We start from the raw sequence: 18,266 nt of genomic DNA on the forward strand, positions 1-18,266 counted from the left end.
CGGACCATTAGTCCGGAGGTTTTTTAAAGTCAACGCTTGAAATCAGCGGAGCCCGGAATTCAAGGATTCTCCCGCTTTCAGACGCCGCCGTTCGACCGAAGACGGAATGCGCATCGATTCGCGGTACTTCGCCACGGTGCGGCGCGCGATGTGCACCCCATCGGCAGTCAGCAGTGCAACGATACGATCGTCGGACAGGATTTCGCGCGGCTCTTCGCGCTCGATCATTTCGCGAATGCGATCGCGCACCGCTTCGGCCGAATGGGATTCGGAGCCGTCGAGCGACTGGATGGCGGCCGTGAAGAAGTATTTCAATTCGAAGAGGCCGCGCGGCGTGGCGACGTACTTGTTCGAGGTGACGCGGCTGACCGTCGATTCGTGCATGCCGATGGCGTCGGCGATGGTCCTCAGATTGAGCGGCCTAAGATGGCGCACGCCGTAGGCGAGAAAGCCGTCCTGCTGGCGCACGATCTCGCTGGCGACCTTGAGGATGGTGCGGGCGCGCTGGTCCAGGCTCTTCACCAGCCAGTTGGCGTTGTTGAGGCACTCGGTCAGATAGGTCTTCGATTCCTTGTCGCGCGCATGCGCCGACACCCGCGCGAAATAGCGGGCGTTGACCAAGAGGCGCGGCAAAGTCTCGGAATTCAGCTCCACCAGCCAGCCGCCGTCGGGGCCCTCGCGCACGATCACGTCCGGAACCACCGGCTGCACCGGCTCGGTCGTGAACTTCAGACCCGGCTTGGGGCTGAGGGCGCGGATCTCGGCCAGCATGTCGGCGATGTCGGCGGAATCGACGCCGCAAATCTGGGCCAGTTGGGACATGTCGCGGCGCGCCACCAGATCGAGATGGGCGACCATCGCGGCCATCGCCGGATCGAAGCGGTCTTTTTCCTTGAGCTGCAGCGCGAGGCATTCGGCGAGATCGCGCGCGGCCACGCCCACCGGATCGAAGCCCTGCAAGACGGCGAGGGTTTCTTCGATCAGCGTCTTCTCGCACCCGAGACGGGCGGCCATCTCGTCGAGATCGGCGCGCAGGTATCCCGCCTCGTCCACGGCGTCGATCAGGGCGACACAGATGAACCGTTTGTCCGCGTCGAAGGCGGCGATGGCGAGCTGCTCGAGCAGATGATCCTTCAGCGTGCCGCCTTCGGCGACAGTGGATTCGAGAAGGTCCTCCTCGCCCTCGTAGCGCTGGGCGCTGCCGCGCACCGTCGACCAGTCGGCCAGCGGCGCATTCTCGGCACTGGTCGCGCCGCGCTCCTCGCCGTCGGAATAGCGGTCTTCCCCGGTCGCATCCATGTCGGCGCATTTGGAGAAGTCTTCGCGCGCCAGTTCTTTGTCGAGGGCTTCCGCCGGAACGGCCTCGGCTGGGGGCGGTTCGCGTTCGGCTTCGAGCGCCGGCGTGCTGTCGTCGCGCTCCAAAAGGGGGTTCTTCTCCAGCTCCTGCTCGCAAAACTCCGCCAGCTCGATGTTCGACAGTTGCAGCAGCTTGATGGCTTGCTGCAATTGCGGAGTCATCACCAGGGACTGGCCCTGCCGGAGTTCGAGGCGCTGGGAGACAGCCATCTAGGTTTCCCCCTCCCGTACGCAACGCGGACGCATCGTCGTCATAGCGAGAACCGCTCTCCCAAATAGACACGCCGCACATCGCGATCCTCGACGATCTCGCCCGGCGTGCCTTCCTTCATTACGACGCCATCGTGAAGGATGTAGGCGCGGTCGATGATATCGAGCGCATCGCGCACATTATGATCGGTAATGAGCACGCCGACGCCGCGATCCTTGAGGTGCTTTACCAAGGTGCGGATTTCGCCGACGGCGATCGGGTCGATGCCGGCGAGCGGTTCGTCGAGCAGGATGTAGGACGGATGGGTGGCCAGCGCGCGGGCGATCTCCACCCGACGGCGTTCGCCGCCCGACAGCGCGATCGACGGCGTGTTGCGCACGTGGGTGACGCCGAATTCGGCCAGCAGCTCTTCGACGGCCGCTTCCAGAAGGCCCGGCTCGGGCTCGACCAGTTCGGCCGTGGCGCGGATGTTCTCTTCGGCGGTCAGACCGCGGAAAATCGAGGCTTCCTGCGGCAGGTAGCCGATGCCCATGCGGGCGCGCCGGTACATCGGCAGACGCGTCACATCATAGCCGTCGACCTCGATGGTCCCGGCATCGACCGGGATCAGGCCGGTAATCATGTAGAAGCAGGTCGTCTTGCCGGCGCCGTTGGGGCCGAGCAAACCCACCACTTCGCCACGCTTCACCGAGAGACTGACGGAGCGGACGACAGGACGCTGCTTGAAACTCTTGGCAATGCGCGTCGCAATCAGACCCTTGCCACCCTCGATCACGCGGGGGCGCTGGCCATCGGTTGCGGTTTCAGAAGTCGGGTCCATGCGAGAACTGTGCCTGTTTGTGCTTAAGGATCTCTAAAATTTAGGGTTTTTGCGTACCGTCTTCGTTTTTCGGGGTAAACAAAGCCTGTACTCTGCCGGCCTTGCCCTGACCGCCGTCAAGCGTGGCCTGACCGGTGATGAGGTTCACCACCAGCTTCTGGCCGCGCAGCACGTTTTTGTCCTTGGTGAGGACGACGTTGCCGGTCAGCGTGATGAGCCGCGGCTCGACGTCGTAGACGCCGCTATTGCCGGTTGCGATCCCGCTCGGCGCGTCGATCACCACCCTGCCGTCGGCATAGATGTGGCTGGGATTATTCTTGTCCAGCTTGGCCCGCATTTTGTCGGCGCGCAGCTTCACCTCGCCCTGCTTGACGATGACGTTGCCGGTGTAGACCACCATGCCGGTGTTCTGGTCGGCGAACATGTCGTTGGCCGACAGGTCGATCGGCGCGTTGGGATTGGACATGCCCTTGGTGACCGTCATCTGCTGCGCCAGCGCGGCGCCCATCAGGACGCCTCCGGCCAGCAGGATCGCGATTGATCGCCTCATCGTTTGTTCGCTTTCTTCGGATACAGCGTCATGTGGACGTGCCCCGACAGCCTTAGCTGTTTCTTGGCCCGGTCGAAATGGAAGCGGTCGGCACTGAACTGACCGGTCGGGCCCTGGCCCTTCACGCCTTCGGTGCCTTCCAGAATGTTAGCCTTGATCTGGGCGGTGGCGCTCTTGGTCTGCAGCTGGTAGCCGCTGTCGGTGAACACCGAGATGCCGCCGTCGAGTTTCAGGATGCCGCTGTCGCCGTCGATCCAGCCGTGCGCCGCAGTGGCGTTGATCCAACTTTCGTTGCCGAACTGCATGTCGGCGTCGATCTGCTTCAGCTCGGCGCGCATGGACTTGGCTTTGGGGTCCTGGATCACTTCGCCGGCGGTGATCTTGAAAGGATTGCCCTTCTCGTCGGTGCCGGTGAAGCTCGACTTGGTCATAGTCAGATCGCGGGCGAGATTGCCGCTCTGCTTGATGGCCATCATGCGGTTGTTGTGGCGCGGCAGCACCGAATAGGCCACCACCGACGCCATCAACAGGGCGGCGCTGATCGGCAGGATCTTCTTCATCACACTGACGAAGCGCGAATAGCGCAAGGCGTCGGTCGCCCTCAGACGCTGGCGGGCGGACCAGTCGCGCGGCGGCTGCGGCGGCAGCTGCTGCGCAACGGCGCTGTTGATTTGCTCGCGCCGCGTCATCTGAGACCGGCCCGCAGGCAATCGTGGATGTGCAGGATGCCGACCGGCTTCGCGACTTTCGCCTTGGGATCGAGCACGAAAAGCTGGGTGATCTGCTTGTCGTTCATCAGGGCGACCGCCTCGGCGGCGAGCTGGTCGGTGCGCACGATCTTGGGCGACTTCGTCATCACGTCGGAGGCCTTGGCATCCTTCAGGTTCTGATCGAAGCGGCGGCGCAGATCGCCGTCGGTGACGATGCCGACCAGCGCCCCATCCGCACCGGTGATCCCGATGCAGCCGAAATTGTGTTTCTCCATCACCGCAATGGCTTCGCGCAGCGGCGTCGCTTCGGCCGCCAGCGGCAATTCGGCAGGGCCGTGCATCAGATCCTGCACCCGGATCAAGGCGCGGCCGAGCGATCCGCCGGGATGAAGATTGCGGTATTCGTCGACCGAAAAATCGCGCCGTTCCATCAGCGCCATCGCGAGCGCATCGCCGAGCACGATCATCAAGGTGGTTGAGGTCGTCGGCGCCAGACCGTGCGGACAGGCCTCGCTCACATGCGGCAGCACCAGCGCCACGTCGGCGGCCTTGAGCAAAGTCGAGTCCGCGTTCCACGCCATGCCGATCAGCGGAATGCGGAAGCGCTTGGCATAGACGATGAGGTCCGAGAGTTCCCGCGTCTCGCCGCGCCACGACAATACCAGCAGCGCATCGTTGCGGGTGATCTCGCCGAGGTCGCCGTGACTTGCTTCGGAAGGATGCACGAAATGCGCCGGCGTGCCGGTCGAGGCCATGGTCGCCGCGATCTTGCGGGCGATATGGCCAGACTTGCCGATGCCGCTGACGATCACCCGCCCCTTGGCGGCGAGCAGAATGTCGACGGCTTTCGTGAACTCAGGCCCCAGGCTGTCGCCCAGAAGCCGGACTGCCTCTCCCGCCACCTCGATCACGCGGTGGGCGACAGCGAGATCACCTGCGGCAGGCGCAACATCGTCTAGAACGGCGGACCCCATTCAACCACCCATGACGGCCTCCCGCCGCGAAGTACTCGCGCGGCCGGGAACCTTGTGTTGTCGTCAAGCGCCATTCGCAAACGGCGCCCAGATAAGCGGACGGCACCGGGGGGCGACGCCCTAAAGCGAAATTCGTGCCAAATGTGGCCAAATCCAAGCCGCGGTTCAAGGCGGCACCCTTGCATGGCAGTAAATACCTGAACCGCATACTTAAATTTGTTTCAGTGGGCGAAGATATCGACCTCCGGCCAGCCCTTCAGGTCGAGTTCCACCCTGGTCGGCAGGAAATCGAAGCAAGCCTGGGCCAGCTCGGTACGGTGCTCTCTCGCCAGCATGGCGTCGAGCGCGTCCTTCAGCCGGTGGAGAAACGCGACGTCGTTGGCGGCGTACGCGAGCTGACGTTCCGTCAATTCCGCGGCACCCCAGTCCGAGCTCTGCTGCTCTTTATTGAGATCGACGCCGAGGAGTTCGCGCACGAGGTCTTTGAGGCCGTGCTTGTCGGTATAGGTCCGCACCAGCTTGGAGGCCAGCTTGGTGCAATAGACCGGCGCCGTCACCACACCCAGTTCCTGGCGAAACTTGGCCATATCGAAACGGGCGAAATGGAACAGCTTGAGGGTCTTGGGGTCGGTCAGCATCCGCTTGAGATTCGGGGCCGCGTACGCCCCCGGTTCGAACTGCACCGCATGGCAGACCCCGTCGCCGGACGACATCTGCGCCAGGCACAGCCGGTCACGATAGGGGTTGAGACCCATGGTTTCCGTGTCGATGGCGACGATGGGACCGAGATTGAGACCGTCGGGCAAATCGTTCTTATGGAGTTTGATTTTCAAATTGACACCTGTGTTGCGCACCAATGCGCCTTCCCTCGGGAGTCATAACCCCAAGCAATCGTTCGGACAAATCGGCGAAGCGGCTCTCGCGGCAGGCAACCGGGGATAAACAGCGGCTGTAAAGAGGTTTGACGGACGCCCACACCCAAATGATGCAAGGGCTTGAAAGCGCTGTGACAATTTTGCGGCATGGGGATTGCGAGAGAGGGAACCTTGGTTTCCGAGGGGTGGGATGCAAGCAACGACAATCCGGAAGAACGCGCTGGGACTGGCGGTCATTTTCCTGCTCGGAGGCGTGATCGGGAATCTGATCTATAGCGCGATGCAGAAAAACCAAGTCAGCGCCGCACCAGCCCAAACGGCAGGAAAACCGCCGGGTGACGGCAGTTCAAACGCTTGGTGGACGGTGAGTGGCAAGAAGCTGTCGAGCGGAATCTCGCAAGTTACCCGCCGCGCTGCGGCGCCGCTGAGACACGCGGCCGAGACGACGCTGGCGGCCGTCGATTCGAACGTGGTGCGCGCCGGGACAGGCGGCAGCAGCTCGTTCCATCAGAATACGGTGGTGATCGTGCCGGGCGGACCGACCACGGTGATCGGCGGCGGTGGCTCGGGGGGCGGCGGGTCCGGCGGAGGGGGTGGCGGTGGAGGCGGCGGAGGCGGAGGATCCAACAACGGCGGCGGCGGCTCGCACAACGTTCCCGAAAGCGATACCGCCCTACTCTTCGGACCCGCCCTCATCTGGGCGCTACGCCGCCGGTTCCGGCAAACGAAGACTGCGGCCGTGGCGCTCCAGGAAACCGTTGAACATCCATAAGAGCCATAACGTGCGGCTGTTGTCGGACCAGCCCTGGCGATGCGCCTCGGCCAGCTTGCGAACCGTCGCCATGTCGAAATGCTCGGCCAGCGGCGTAGCCTTGCCCAGCTTGGCGGCGAACGCGTCGCCGAACGAGCCGCGGAACCAGCGCGCCAGCGGCACCGAAAAACCCTGCTTCTTGCGATAGAGCAGATCGTTGGGCACCAGCGGCTCCAGAGCCCGCTTCAAGACCACCTTGCCCTCGCCGCCCGACAGCTTGAGCGGCCGCGGCAGTCCCATCGCCCATTCGACGAAGGTGGGATCGAGCATCGGCACGCGCACTTCCAGACTGTTCGCCATCGCGGTGCGATCGACCTTGGTGAGAATATCGCCGACCAGCCAGGTCTTGAGGTCGACATATTGCGCGGCACTGACCGGGTCCTTCGACGGCGCCTTGGCCATATGCTCGGCAATCAGGTCGGCCGGACGATAGCCGGAGGTGGCACGCTTCAGATCGGGCGAAAACAGCGCGGCGCGCTGCTCGTCGGACAAGACCGCCACGTTATGGAAATAGCCTTCCGCCGCCGATACCGACAATTCCCGGAAGGTCTGGCGGGCACGCATGAACTGCGGCGCCCAATCGAGTTTCGGATAAAGCCGTCCGAGGGTTCCGAACACCGAGCGGCGCACGGGCGCAGGCAACAGACCGCGCAAGGACTCTTCGCGGCCGTGGAACAGATAACGGCGATAGCCCGCGAACAACTCGTCGCCGCCGTCGCCCGACAGCGCCACGGTGACATGGCGGCGCGCGAGTTTGGCCAGGCGATAGGTCGGCAGCGCCGAGGAATCGCCGAACGGCTCGTCGAACATGCCGGGCAAGGCTTCGACGGTTTCCATGTCGTCGGGCGAAACGACTTCGACGTGATGACGGATGTCGTAGCGCGCGGCGACTTCCTCGGCGTAACGGCGCTCGTCGAACTTGGGATCGTCGAAACCAATAGTGAAGCAGGACAGCGCCTGCGGCACGGCTTGCGCCATCAGCGCGGTAATAGCGCTGGAATCGACGCCGCCGGAAAGAAACGCGCCCACCGGCACATCGGCGACAAGCTGGGACCGCACGGCGCCGGACAGCCGGTCGCGCAAGATATCGGCGGCATGATCGAGGTCGCGCTCGCTCACATTGGCCGGATGCGGTTCCCAATAGGTGCGGATTCGCGGAGACTGGCCGCGCTGCAACAGCATGCACTGGCCGGCGCCGAGTTTTCGCACGCCGGCATAGATGGTACGCGGATCGGTGACATAACCGAACGCAAAAAAGTCCTCGACCGCGAGCGGATCGATGACGCGCGGCAGGGCCGGATCGGCCATCAGCGCCTTCAGTTCCGACGCGAACAGGAAGGTGCGGTCGGGCAGGATGGAATAATACAGCGGCTTCTCGCCGAGGCGGTCGCGCGCCAGAAACAAAGTCTGCTCGCTGCGGTCCCAGAGCGCGAAGGCGAACTGACCGTGGATCTGATCGACCACGTCGGGGCCCCACTCCACCCAGCCGCGCAGGATCACTTCGGTGTCGGAGCGGGTGCGGAAGGTATGGCCGCGCCGTTCGAGCACGCGCCTGAGATCGCGGTAGTTGAAGATTTCGCCGTTGAAGACGATGCCGATGCGGCCCGCTTCGGTGAACATCGGCTGCTCGCCGGTGGCGAGATCGATGATCGCGAGGCGCCGGTGCCCGAGCGCCAGACCGGGCTCGAAATGGAACCCTTCGCCGTCCGGACCGCGATGGGCGATGGCGTCGTTCATCGCCTTGGCCAAACGCCGATCCGGGGACCTCAGTCCCGCCATGTCAAACCAACCGCTGATGCCGCACATGCCCTACTCCATCCTGGCGAGGCGGTCCTTGACCGGCTGAAGCGCCGCCGCCGCTTCCCGCAAACGCGCGCGGGCCGTTTCGGTTTCGCCGTCAACCGGCGTCGACAAGGCCAGCAGGGCCGCGCCGCGTCCGCCGGCGAACGCCGACTTCACGTGATCGAGCTTGACCGCAAGGCCGCTTTGGGTGAACGCACCGCCGCTGACATAGGTCCACCAGACAAGGCGCGTGAGGCCGGCCGATCCGATCTGCAATTCATGAAAGTTGACCGGCACCGCACCGACTTTTGCAGTGGCCTGCCTTTCGGCAATCGGATGCCAGACGTCTTCGTCCCAGAATTTGTTGGCGGACGAGATCAGATTGTGGCCCCCGCCGCCGTAATAGTCGACGAACACGTCCACGGCAGCGCCGTCTTCCGTTGCATTGGCACGGCGCATGGCGAATTCGAGCTTGGCATCGGGCGCCTGGAAGCCGGGGGCCCAATCGCGCGACACGGACTCCGTCGAGAAGCCCTGCACCTCCGGAACGACCGCGAACGCGCTCGCATCGACCGGCCTGCCGGTCGCGTGCCATGCGGCGAACGCCGGCACGGCGGAAACGGACAGCAGCGCCAGCAACACCGTCAGCGGCAACAGATGCGCGCGGATCGGTTGCGGCGCCGGTGCGACGGCCGGCTCGGACGGAAAATCGTCGGCAAATTTCGAACCGACGAACATCAGCACCGCCAGGATCGCGACCGAGAAGCCCCAGCCGTACACGAGATGATCGGCGCCGACAGCAATCCGGTTATCGGAGAAGTGCGCCAGGAGAACAATGCCGAGCGCGCGAAAACCGTTGCCGATGATCGGCACGATCACGCATGCCAGCATGAACAGCGCGATCTTGTTCCATTTGCGATAGGTGAGATGCGCGAACAGCGCACCGACCGCGATGGTCGCGATCAGGAAGCGCAACCCGGCACACGCCTCGGCGACCTGGAAGCGGCCGTTGGCAAGCTCGACGATGTTGCCTTCCGTGAAGTGCAGGATACCGAGCACGGTCAGTCCCTGGTCGATGAACCACGTGGTGAAGTGCTGCAGCGGCCCAATGAGATATTCCCCCATCGGGACCAGGAAGAACAAGTATAGCGCCGGAAACAGGATGACGCGATAAATCTTGGGACCGAGCAATGCCAGCGCCAGCACTTGCACAAAGGCGATCAGCGCGAGCTGTTCGATCTCGTTGATCGAGGCGAGTGCTCCGACGAACGCTGCGGCCATCACCGGCAGCGCCAGCAACAGCGCGCGGGGACAGGCGACCGGAGTCAGGCGCGCCAGCGCGCGGCGCTTGCCCCAGATGAGATACGCCACCACCGGAATGATGAGGAAGCAATGCGAAAACGTCGGCGAAACCCACCACACCGTGACGGCCGCGGCGACCGTACGCGCGTACAGGAGGCCGAGCAGAACGATCAGCCCCGCCAGCGCGGCCAAATGGATGGTCCAGGTGGAAACGCTGAGCGCTTGCGGACGGCCGGCACGATCGAGGCTGCTCATTCCGTTTCCCCCACCAGCGCTTCGCTCCACACCGCGGCTTTGCGCACGGCCGGAGGAACGCCGTCCAGAATGCGATCAAGAACGCCAAGCGTAATGTCCCAGCCGTATTCGCGTTCGACCAAAGCGCGGCCGTTGGCGGCAACGCGGTCGCGATCCGGACCGGTGGCGGCGGCGATCACGGCGTCGGCAAACGCCTGCGGATCATCGACCACCCAGAGATCGCGGCCGGGCACGACATCGAGACCGCGCGTCGCGGCAACGGTGGCGACGACGGGCCTTTGATGCGCCAGACCTTCCAGCACCTTGTTCTGCACGCCCCGCGCCAGACGCAGCGGCGCCACCACGGCAGCGGCGTGAGCGACATAAGGAGCAACCTCGGCCACTCTGCCGGTGACCGTCACGCCGTCGCGCGGCTTCTGCAACGCCGGCGCGGGCTTGGCGCCGACGATATAGAAGTGCGCCCGCGGCAGAACCTTGCGCACGCGCGGCAGAACCTCGTCCGCGAACCAGATCGCACCCTCGACGTTCGGCCAGTAATCCATGGTGCCGACCATCGCGAGCGGAATTTCATCGGCTGCATAAGGACTGGCTGAGGGCGGCGCCGGTGTCAGATCGACACCGTTGGCGACGCTGTGGATGCGTCCGTGTGCGTCCGGCGCCAGATCGGCAAACGTCCGCGCCTCGAACGGCGATACCAGCAGCGTGGCGCCGAACGCCGTCGCGGCGCGGCGCTCCAGATCGAGCAGCGTCTTCGCTTCGCGGGCATAGACCCACTTCATCGGCACGCCGGCAGTGCCTGCGTATTGCCGCCATTTGTCGGAATCGACGTCGACCATGTCGAGCACGACCTTGGCCGGATCGAAGTCGCGGCGCTTGAGCAGAAACGGCGCCATCGCCGAACTGAACAACACGACACGATCGATGGCGCGGCGCTTCAGAACCTCGCCAATCCAGCGGTCGAGCTTGGCCGAGGCGAAATAGGACGTGGTCAACGGCGTGCCGGCCAGAAGCGCCAGCGCCATGCGCGCCCGCGTGACAACACGGGACAGCGGCACCAGCAGCATCTCGCCCTTGACGTATTTGCGCAGGGCTTCGATATGGGCGAGATCGGCGGCATCGTCGACAAAGGCCGCCAGATGCACGGTGTGGCGGGCGGCGAGATGCTTCAGAATGTGAAAGGCGCGGATCTTTTCGCCCTTGTCCGGCGGATAGGGAATGCGGTGGCAGAGGAACAGGACGTTCATGGGCCACCCAGGAAGATTTCGTCCATCCGTCCCCAGCGAAAATCCTTCAAGAGGCGGACGAGCTTTCCCTCCATGGCGCCGAGATTGACGTAATGGCGCATGCGGGACTTGAGCGCGGCGCCCGCAATCTGTGGCTGGCCGGGATCGACTTCCCAGGGATGGAAATAGAACACGAGCGGCTGGCGGTCGCGGCGCTTGACGGTATCCAGCGCGAGATGGCTGACGCCGTACGGCAGCAGGCGAAAGTAACCGCCGCCGCCACAAGGCCAATTGCGGTTCATCCAGCGGACCGAACTGACCGGAATCTCAAGAAAGCTGCCGCCCAGCGGATGAAACGCGAACCGCGGCGCTTCGGGGATGCCATACGTGTCGTGCGCGATCGGATAGAGGCTGGAGGAATAGCAGTACCCGGCCCGCGCGAGGGTCTCGTGCGCCCACAGACTGGTGCGTGTGAGCGAAAAACTCGGCGCGCGATAGCCCTTCACCGCCACCCCGGCAATATCCTCGAGCACATACTTGGCGTGCAGCACGTCGCCATAGAACGCCTCGGGCGATTGACGATCGATGCGGCGGTGCTCGGAGCCGTGCGAGGCCAGTTCGTGACCGGCCTTGACGATGTCGTGTACCAGCCGCGGATAGCGTTCGGCGATCCAGGCGAGCGTGAAGAAGGTGCCGCGCGCCCCCGCTGCCGCGAACAGGTCGAGAATGCGGTGCACGTTGGCTTCGATGCGGCATTCGCGCGAGGACCACGACGCCGGGTCGATCACACGGGAAAACGCTTCGACCTGGAAATAGTCTTCGACGTCGACCGTGAGCGCGTTCAGCGACGACACCGCTTTCTCTGCGGGCGAGGCCTGCCACGCCGCGATGACGGTAGCGGGATCGGGGCGTTCGAGGAGGCCGGCATCCATGCGTCTACCCGCGAACCGGGCGCACGGGATCGATCATGTCGGCGAGCCCCACCGCCAACCGGCGCAGCGACTGCTCCTGATGATTGACGCGGGTTTCGAGCGTATCGACGCGAGCCGCCAACTGCTGCTTGTCCATGCGCGTGAGATAAGTTTCGTCCATGTTGTTGGCGACGGGCGTGAGCGAGCGGCCGCAGTATTCCTCGCGCAGATCCGCCGCGACGCGCTCGACATCGGCTGCGGAGAAAGCGTGCATATTGTCGAGGAAACCGAGCAGCAGCAGGCGCGAACACAGCGTATTGATCTGGCGCGGCACGCCGCCGGTCGCGGTATAGACCGCTTCCACCGCACCGTCGTCGAACTGCGGATCGCCGGTCCAGCCCGCGTGCTTCAGCCGGTGCGCCAGATAGAGCGCGACTTCGTCATGGCTCATCGGACCCAGATGATAGGATGCGATGATGCGCTGGCGAAGCTGCTCCAGGTTCGGATGCGACAGCGTCTCGCGGAACTGCGGCTGCCCGACCAGGAAGATCTGGCACGGTGCCGAGGTGCCGACCTGGAAATTCGACAGCATGCGCAACTCTTCCAGCGCGCTGGCGGACAGGTTCTGTGCCTCGTCGACGATGAGCAGCGCCTTGCGCCCCGCGCGTTCGAGGGATTCGAAATAGTCCTGCAAGCAAAGCAGCACGGCGTCCTTCTTCTCGGGCACGTCGCGCATCTTGAACGCGGAGCACACCATGCGCAGAAGTTCGGCGCCGGACAGCAGCGTCGTCACGACATGCGCAGCGACGACCTGCTCGCGATCGACGGTGGCGCAAAGGCGCTGCACAATGGTGGTCTTGCCGGCACCGACCTCGCCGGTGATGACGATGAAGCCCTCACCGCGCGACAGTCCGTACAACAGATGTGCCATCGCCTGCTCGTGGACCTGGCTTTCGTAATAAAAGCGATGGTCCGGCGTGAGCAGGAAGGGTTCGACTTTGAGTCCGTAGAACTCGGTGTACATCGTTTTCAGCCGGTCTTCTCGCCGTAACTGTAGTAGTAGGAATAAGGCGTCGACCGCTGCCATTCGGGCGCCTTGTTGAAGATGAGACTGATCGACGGGCACGCCACCACGCCGGCCAGAGCCTCCTCGACCTGATGGCGGGCCGACTGCCCCGCCGCCACCACCATCAACAGATGATGGACATGCATAGCGAGTGCGGAGGGTTCGGCAGTGGCCAGAACCGGCGGCGCGTCGATCACGACCACGCATTCGCGGAAACGCCGGGACAGCGCCGAACACACCTCGGCCATGCGCTGGCTGGCGAGAAGTTCGGGCGAGGAATCGTCGCGCCGGCCGGAAAACAGGATGTGCAGATTGGGAATGTCGGCGCAGCGGGTCAGCACTTCGTCGATGTTCTGGCGGCGGCCGGTGAGAAGATCGAGAAGACCTTCGGTCGGCGCGCCTTCGAAGTATTGCGCAACCGAAGCACGCACCACGTCGCCGTCGACCAGGATGACGTCGAGATTGCGCTCGGCCGCGAGGCAGATGGCGAGGTTTATCGCCGTATAGGTTTTGCCCTCGCCCGCCAGCGCGGAGGTGATCATCACGATGTTCTTGGTCGTCGCCCGCGTCTCGGGATCGCGCGTCAGCGGCAACAGCTTGCGTTTGATCGAACGGAACTCGTTGTAGGTCACCGAGGCGCGATTGTCGGGCGTCACCATGCGGCCTTCGCGCAGCCGGCCCATGTTGAGAGCGACAGTGTTCGGCCCATGAGGTGTTGCAGCCGGAGTGACGGACGCGCCGTTGGCCGGCTTATATTCCGGCGCCCGCACGGGTTCGGCCGGAGCAGGCGCCTTGGCGACCGGGGCCTCGAGCACGGGCTCGGCGACAGGTTCGCGACGGGGCGGCGCAAAGGCTTCCGCAGTGGGCGCCTTGGCCATCGCGCGCTGAATCAAATTGAGGCGCGGTGGAGTCGGTTCGTTCATATCAGGCTCCCGCCCGTAACGGTGGTATGGAAGAAGACAAGGACGACCATATAGCCGGCCACCAATGCTCCCGCCCCGGCGGCGAAGAACGAAGCGGACCTCCGCATACGGACCATGTCGGCTGCGGTACGCGCGATGGTGACGGCGCCGAGCACCGGCAGCGCAAAGGCCTGACCGAGCTGCTCCATGGTGAGGAAGCGCCCCGACACCGCGCCCAGCGCGATCGCCGCCGCGCCGCCTGCTCCCATCCCGGCAAACAGCACCAGGAGATTGAGCACGATGCGGTTCGGCGAGGCCGGGCGGTTCGCCACGCTCGGCGGCTCGACAACGCGGAAGACCATGTTCGACTGCTGGTCGCCGGCAGCCTGAGAGATATTGGCCGACTCGCGGCGTTCCACCAGCGCTTCGAAGTTCTTCTTCAGCGCCTGATAATCGCGGTCGAGATTGGCGTACTGCTGGCGTATCGCCAGCGACGAACCGACGTTCTTGCCGGCATCGTCGAGCCGCTTCTGCGCCGCCGCCAGCCGGTCGCGTGCCACCGCCAGATTGACCTCTTCGTCCGCCAGCTTGGTCCGCAGCATCAGATGCGTGGGATTGGCGACGGATTGCAGGCTGGGATCTTCGCTGGGAGAGGTTTTCTCGTTGATCTGCTTCTTGAGCCGCTCGACCAACTGCTTCTGCGCGACGACATCGGGATAGTCCTCGGTGTAGGTCGCCCGCAGTTCGTCGAGTTTGGCGCGCGCCTGCCCCAGCGCCTGGCGCTTGTTGTCAACGGTGCCGGCACCACCGACCTGGATCGGCGCGGGCCCGTTGATGTCGAGCGTCGCCGGTGTCGAACCAAGCTGGGCGCGCAGAGAATTGCGACGGGCGGTAACCTCGTCCACCGTCTGCTGCGCCTTGACGATATCGCCCTTGGCTTCGTCGATATCGTTGCCGCCGAAGAAGACGTCGAGATGGGCGGCGCGGAAATCGGCCTTGCGCTTGTCGGCGTCCTGGATCTTCTTCTCGTACACCGCGATCTGCTGGTCGAGGAACGAACGCGCGTCGTCGGATTCGCGGCGCTGGTCGCCGACGTTGGAGTCGACCATCACCGACAGCAGGGTCTGCGCCACCGATTGGGCGTAAGCCGGATCGGGGTCGGTGAAGCCGATCTGATAAAGGTTCTTGGTGCCGAGCGCCTTGAGCTTGACGTTGCTGGTGAGCTCCGCCACCGCATCCTGCATCTTGGCCGCGCCCCAGCTTGCCGACTTCGGATTGGTGGCACGCACCACCCGCTCCATGTTGGGCGCGGTGAGCAGGGTACGCAGCATGACGTCGATTTCCTGCTGCGTGTCGGTCGACACCACGATGCCGCGCAAGAGAGGCCGCATCAGCGTATCGGTGTCGATGTAGACCTTGGCGGATGATTGATACGCATCGGGGATCAGCGCGACGACCACCCAGCCGACGAGGCAGAGCACCCACGCAATACCCAATCCGATCCAACGAAACTGCCAACCGCCCCCCAGGAGGCCGAGCAGCTGAAGCTTCCAGCTCTGCATTTCGTTCCTTGTGTTCCGTGTGCCGCAGTCCGCCCCGCCAGCCCGAAAGGGTCCACCAATTCTGTGGCAAAGCGCGAGTGATCCTTATACTAGTTACAGATAACCCTCAAGGCGCGGCACCCCTCGCGTCGCCGCGGAAGAGATGCAAATGCGTTCGCGTATCATACGGAAAACACCGGAGTTTCACCGGCTACCGTATCGTCATGCACATAACTGCAAAGCTTCGAACCCCAACTTTGTCTTTCGCTCTGTTACGAAATTGACACTGGCTGTCGATGGTTATGGGCCGCATGCAGACGGACCCGCCGGCAACGCAAACAGCTTCCGCTGCCGTCACAGACACGTTTCTAAATCGCGCGACTGACGCGCTGGGAGAACCATGACAACGAACTCCGCGAAGCCTCAAGGCATGGGTGCGCACATGCTGCGCGGGTCTGCCTGGATGATAGGCTTACGTTGGGCAATGCGGCTGATAGGCGTTGTCAGTACCATTATCCTGGCCCGTCTGCTGACCCCGCAGGACTTCGGCGTCGTCGCGGTGGCGATGATCCTGGTCGGCCTGTTCGAGATGCTTAATCTCACCGGCCAATCGGCGGCGATCGTGCGCCACGACGCCCCCACCCGCGAGCACTACGACAGCGCCTGGACCGTTACGCTGTTGATCGGGATCGCCATCGCGGTGGCCATTCTGATCGCTGCACCGTTTACCGAACTCTATTTCCACGAACCCCGCGCGATCCCGGTGATGCAGTGCCTGGCCTTCCGCGCGGTGCTGGGCGGCCTCGAAAATATCGGCACGGTGGATTTCTCGCGCGAGCTGCGCTTCGACCGCTTCTTCATCTACAACGTCCTCACCAAGATCCTGCAGTTCGTGCTGACCGTGGTGCTGGCCATCATGCTGCACAGCTACTGGGCGCTGGTGATAGGCATCCTCGCCGGACAAGTTTCGCGCACCATTCTCTCCTATGTGATGAGCCCGTTCCGGCCCCGCCTTTCGTTCGCACGGACCCGTGAAATATGGGGCTTTTCGATCTGGACCTTCGCCCGGTCGGTGGCGATGTACCTGCAGACCCAGGTCGACAACATCGCCATCGGCGGCATCGCCGGGTCGGCAATGATGGGCCGCTATACGGTGGCCAAGGATATCGCCGCCAGTCCGACCCAGGAGATCATGAATCCGATGGTCGCCGCGCTGTTCCCGGTGATGAGCAAATGCCGCCAGAACCCCGTCGAACTCCGGCAGCTTTACCTGCGGATGCTGGGGTGGTCGGCGATCGTCTGCCTGTCGACCGGCGTCGGCGTGGCGATGGTGGCGCAAGATCTGGTGGCGGTGGTGCTGGGCCCGAAATGGACCGATGCCACGCCGCTCGTGGTATGGATGGCGCTCAACGCCGCCACCGCTGCCGTGCTTTCAGGCACTCCGACGCTGCTTGACGTCAAGGGAATGCCGGCCATGGGCGCCCGCATTCAATGGTCGCGTTTTGCCGTGTTCACCGCAGTGGTCTTCATCGTCGCCTGGACGACGCGCAGCGTAATGGCGGTGGTCGAAACCCGGCTGATCGTATCGGCGCTGTTCATCCCGTCGGTTATTTTCGCGGTGCAACGCGCGACCGGCGTGCCGGCACGCGATTACTGGACGGCGATGTGGCGGCCGTGCGCCGCTGCCGCCGCCATGGCACTGGCGATATTCGCCTTGAACGCCGTCCTGCCGTTTACCGGTGCCGGACGCATGGTGCTCGACATCCTGGTCGGCGCGGCGACCTACGCCGGTGCGGTCTTGGCGCTGTGGCATCTCAGCGGCCGGCCGGAAGGCGCGGAAGCCGACATCCTCACGCTGTGCCGGCGCGTGCACGTCCGGCTGATGGCTTTGCGCCTACCCCAGACCGCGGATGAGAAACGGGCCTAGGAAGTTCGCCACCGGTAACGGCAGCTTCTTCCAGGCCGCGATGAACATCGCGTATTTGGGGTTGTTGGGATTTTTCTGGGGGAGTTCGGAGCCGGGCGACAGGTAGTACTCGTACTCCAGCCATTCCGGCTCGAAGCCCCAGTTCTTCTTGTAGGCGAACGCGCCGGTATCGGCCTTGCTGCGGCCGAAATCGAAAGCCGTACAGCCGCGGCGGGCGGCATGGCGCATCGTTTCCCAATAGACAAGATCGTTGGCGCCGGATTTGCGCGCCGCCAGAGTGCCGCCGCCGTAGTACGGAAGCACTGTGCCGTTATGGTAGAAATTCATCACCGCACTGACGGGCACGCCGCCGTCACGGATCACCATCACATCGCAATCGCTGCCGAAGGCGGCGCGCAACGCGGAAAACCAGCGCTTGGGGAATACCGGCGTGCCGAGATTGCGCACGCTTTCGGAATAGACCCGGAAGAGCGCGTCAACGCCCTCTTCCGCCGCAGCGGTCAACGATCCGGAAATGGCCTTGCGCACCACGGCGCGCTGTTTGCGCGGAATGGCCTTCAGATTGGCATCGTCGTCGGCCGCCAGCGGGCGGACGAAGCAGGCATAGAGACCGGTCTTGGCGATCCAGCCCGGACGGGTGGCCTTGCGGCAGCGGAATTCGACGAAGGGCGCACGCAACTGGGCCATCAGCGCCAGCGCCGCGGAATCGAGCGCTTTGACGGCGGCGGCGTCACCGATCGGCCCGCCTTCCACCACGAACGGCGCCGCAATCAATCCGTCGCCGAACAGCCGGCTCTTCTGATGGACCAGCGGCAGCACGCCGGCGATCTCGCCGTTGCGCTCGGCCACCAGATAGCGCGGCGAGAGCGCAAACACGTCGCGGAACAGATCGTGCCAGGCGAAACGATGGAAGAAGCTGCCTTCCGGATGGGCAAGAACGAAAGCATCCCAGGCGGCGCGATCGCCGTCCGTTGCCGTCCGCACGAAGACACGAGTGTCCGCGCGGAGAAAGTCCCCTTCCTCCACCATTCCCTTGTCCGCCATTACAGT

The 18,266-nt window shown here is 64.1% G+C and carries 16 protein-coding genes; 2 read left to right on the forward strand and 14 right to left on the reverse strand.

Annotated elements, in window-relative coordinates:
- Nucleotides 1-42: 42 nt before the first annotated feature.
- The 6 genes from rpoN to FHS84_RS01130 form a co-directional block, all read right to left on the reverse strand.
- Nucleotides 43-1,566 carry an RNA polymerase factor sigma-54 gene (gene rpoN / locus FHS84_RS01105; RefSeq protein ID WP_166929402.1) on the reverse strand — a complete coding sequence of 508 codons (1,524 nt, stop codon included), beginning with the start codon at nucleotides 1,564-1,566 and terminating at the stop codon, nucleotides 43-45.
- Nucleotides 1,567-1,607: 41 nt separating this feature from the next.
- On the reverse strand, nucleotides 1,608-2,387 hold the full coding sequence (gene lptB, locus FHS84_RS01110; protein WP_166929404.1) for an LPS export ABC transporter ATP-binding protein: 780 nt from the start codon (nucleotides 2,385-2,387) through the stop codon (nucleotides 1,608-1,610).
- Between the two features lie 40 nt (nucleotides 2,388-2,427).
- Nucleotides 2,428-2,937, reverse strand: a complete 510-nt coding sequence (lptA, locus tag FHS84_RS01115; RefSeq protein WP_166929406.1) for a lipopolysaccharide transport periplasmic protein LptA — start codon at nucleotides 2,935-2,937, stop codon at nucleotides 2,428-2,430.
- Nucleotides 2,934-3,626, reverse strand: coding sequence for an LPS export ABC transporter periplasmic protein LptC (gene lptC, locus FHS84_RS01120; RefSeq protein WP_166929408.1), 693 nt, complete (start codon nucleotides 3,624-3,626; stop codon nucleotides 2,934-2,936). The genes lptA and lptC overlap by 4 nt, the downstream gene beginning before the upstream one ends.
- A complete protein-coding gene (locus FHS84_RS01125; protein ID WP_166929410.1) occupies nucleotides 3,623-4,621 on the reverse strand; it encodes a KpsF/GutQ family sugar-phosphate isomerase in 999 nt (332 codons plus the stop codon). Before FHS84_RS01125 ends, lptC begins: the two co-directional genes overlap by 4 nt.
- Nucleotides 4,622-4,842: 221 nt before the next feature.
- Nucleotides 4,843-5,454, reverse strand: a complete 612-nt coding sequence (locus FHS84_RS01130; RefSeq protein ID WP_166929412.1) for a ribonuclease D — start codon at nucleotides 5,452-5,454, stop codon at nucleotides 4,843-4,845.
- 232 nt (nucleotides 5,455-5,686) lie between these two features.
- Between FHS84_RS01130 and FHS84_RS21075 the strand changes: the two genes are divergently transcribed.
- Nucleotides 5,687-6,268, forward strand: a complete 582-nt coding sequence (locus tag FHS84_RS21075; RefSeq protein ID WP_208393613.1) for a hypothetical protein — start codon at nucleotides 5,687-5,689, stop codon at nucleotides 6,266-6,268.
- Here the strand turns inward: FHS84_RS21075 and FHS84_RS01140 are convergent.
- From FHS84_RS01140 to FHS84_RS01170, 7 genes are read right to left on the reverse strand one after another with little or no spacing between them, the layout of a single operon-like run.
- Nucleotides 6,200-8,113 (reverse strand): XrtA/PEP-CTERM system amidotransferase, encoded by a 1,914-nt coding sequence (locus FHS84_RS01140; RefSeq protein ID WP_166929414.1) that lies wholly within the window; start codon nucleotides 8,111-8,113, stop codon nucleotides 6,200-6,202. The two genes, FHS84_RS21075 and FHS84_RS01140, sit on opposite strands and share 69 nt — an antisense overlap.
- A 3-nt stretch (nucleotides 8,114-8,116) precedes the next feature.
- Nucleotides 8,117-9,646 carry an exosortase A gene (gene xrtA / locus FHS84_RS01145; protein WP_166929416.1) on the reverse strand — a complete coding sequence of 510 codons (1,530 nt, stop codon included), beginning with the start codon at nucleotides 9,644-9,646 and terminating at the stop codon, nucleotides 8,117-8,119.
- Nucleotides 9,643-10,890, reverse strand: coding sequence for a TIGR03087 family PEP-CTERM/XrtA system glycosyltransferase (locus FHS84_RS01150; RefSeq protein ID WP_166929418.1), 1,248 nt, complete (start codon nucleotides 10,888-10,890; stop codon nucleotides 9,643-9,645). The genes xrtA and FHS84_RS01150 overlap by 4 nt, the downstream gene beginning before the upstream one ends.
- A complete protein-coding gene (locus FHS84_RS01155; protein ID WP_166929420.1) occupies nucleotides 10,887-11,801 on the reverse strand; it encodes an XrtA system polysaccharide deacetylase in 915 nt (304 codons plus the stop codon). The genes FHS84_RS01150 and FHS84_RS01155 overlap by 4 nt, the downstream gene beginning before the upstream one ends.
- 4 nt (nucleotides 11,802-11,805) lie before the next feature.
- Nucleotides 11,806-12,804, reverse strand: a complete 999-nt coding sequence (locus tag FHS84_RS01160; protein WP_166929422.1) for an XrtA/PEP-CTERM system-associated ATPase — start codon at nucleotides 12,802-12,804, stop codon at nucleotides 11,806-11,808.
- Between the two features lie 5 nt (nucleotides 12,805-12,809).
- The gene (locus FHS84_RS01165; RefSeq protein ID WP_166929424.1) at nucleotides 12,810-13,769 is read right to left on the reverse strand and encodes an AAA family ATPase; all 960 of its coding nucleotides are present in this window, start codon (nucleotides 13,767-13,769) and stop codon (nucleotides 12,810-12,812) included.
- Entirely contained in the window at nucleotides 13,766-15,310 is a 1,545-nt protein-coding gene (locus FHS84_RS01170) for an XrtA system polysaccharide chain length determinant (protein WP_166929426.1), read from the reverse strand. The genes FHS84_RS01165 and FHS84_RS01170 overlap by 4 nt, the downstream gene beginning before the upstream one ends.
- 379 nt (nucleotides 15,311-15,689) lie before the next feature.
- Between FHS84_RS01170 and FHS84_RS01175 the strand changes: the two genes are divergently transcribed.
- Nucleotides 15,690-17,216 carry a lipopolysaccharide biosynthesis protein gene (locus FHS84_RS01175; RefSeq protein ID WP_166929428.1) on the forward strand — a complete coding sequence of 509 codons (1,527 nt, stop codon included), beginning with the start codon at nucleotides 15,690-15,692 and terminating at the stop codon, nucleotides 17,214-17,216.
- On the opposite strand, the gene FHS84_RS01180 is transcribed toward FHS84_RS01175, so the two are convergent.
- Complete coding sequence (locus FHS84_RS01180) at nucleotides 17,184-18,260, reverse strand: FemAB family XrtA/PEP-CTERM system-associated protein (RefSeq protein WP_208393615.1); 1,077 nt, start codon at nucleotides 18,258-18,260, stop codon at nucleotides 17,184-17,186. The two genes, FHS84_RS01175 and FHS84_RS01180, sit on opposite strands and share 33 nt — an antisense overlap.
- Nucleotides 18,261-18,266 lie beyond the last annotated feature (6 nt).

This window comes from Rhizomicrobium electricum (assembly GCF_011762045.1).
Lineage (GTDB): Bacteria > Pseudomonadota > Alphaproteobacteria > Micropepsales > Micropepsaceae > Rhizomicrobium > Rhizomicrobium electricum.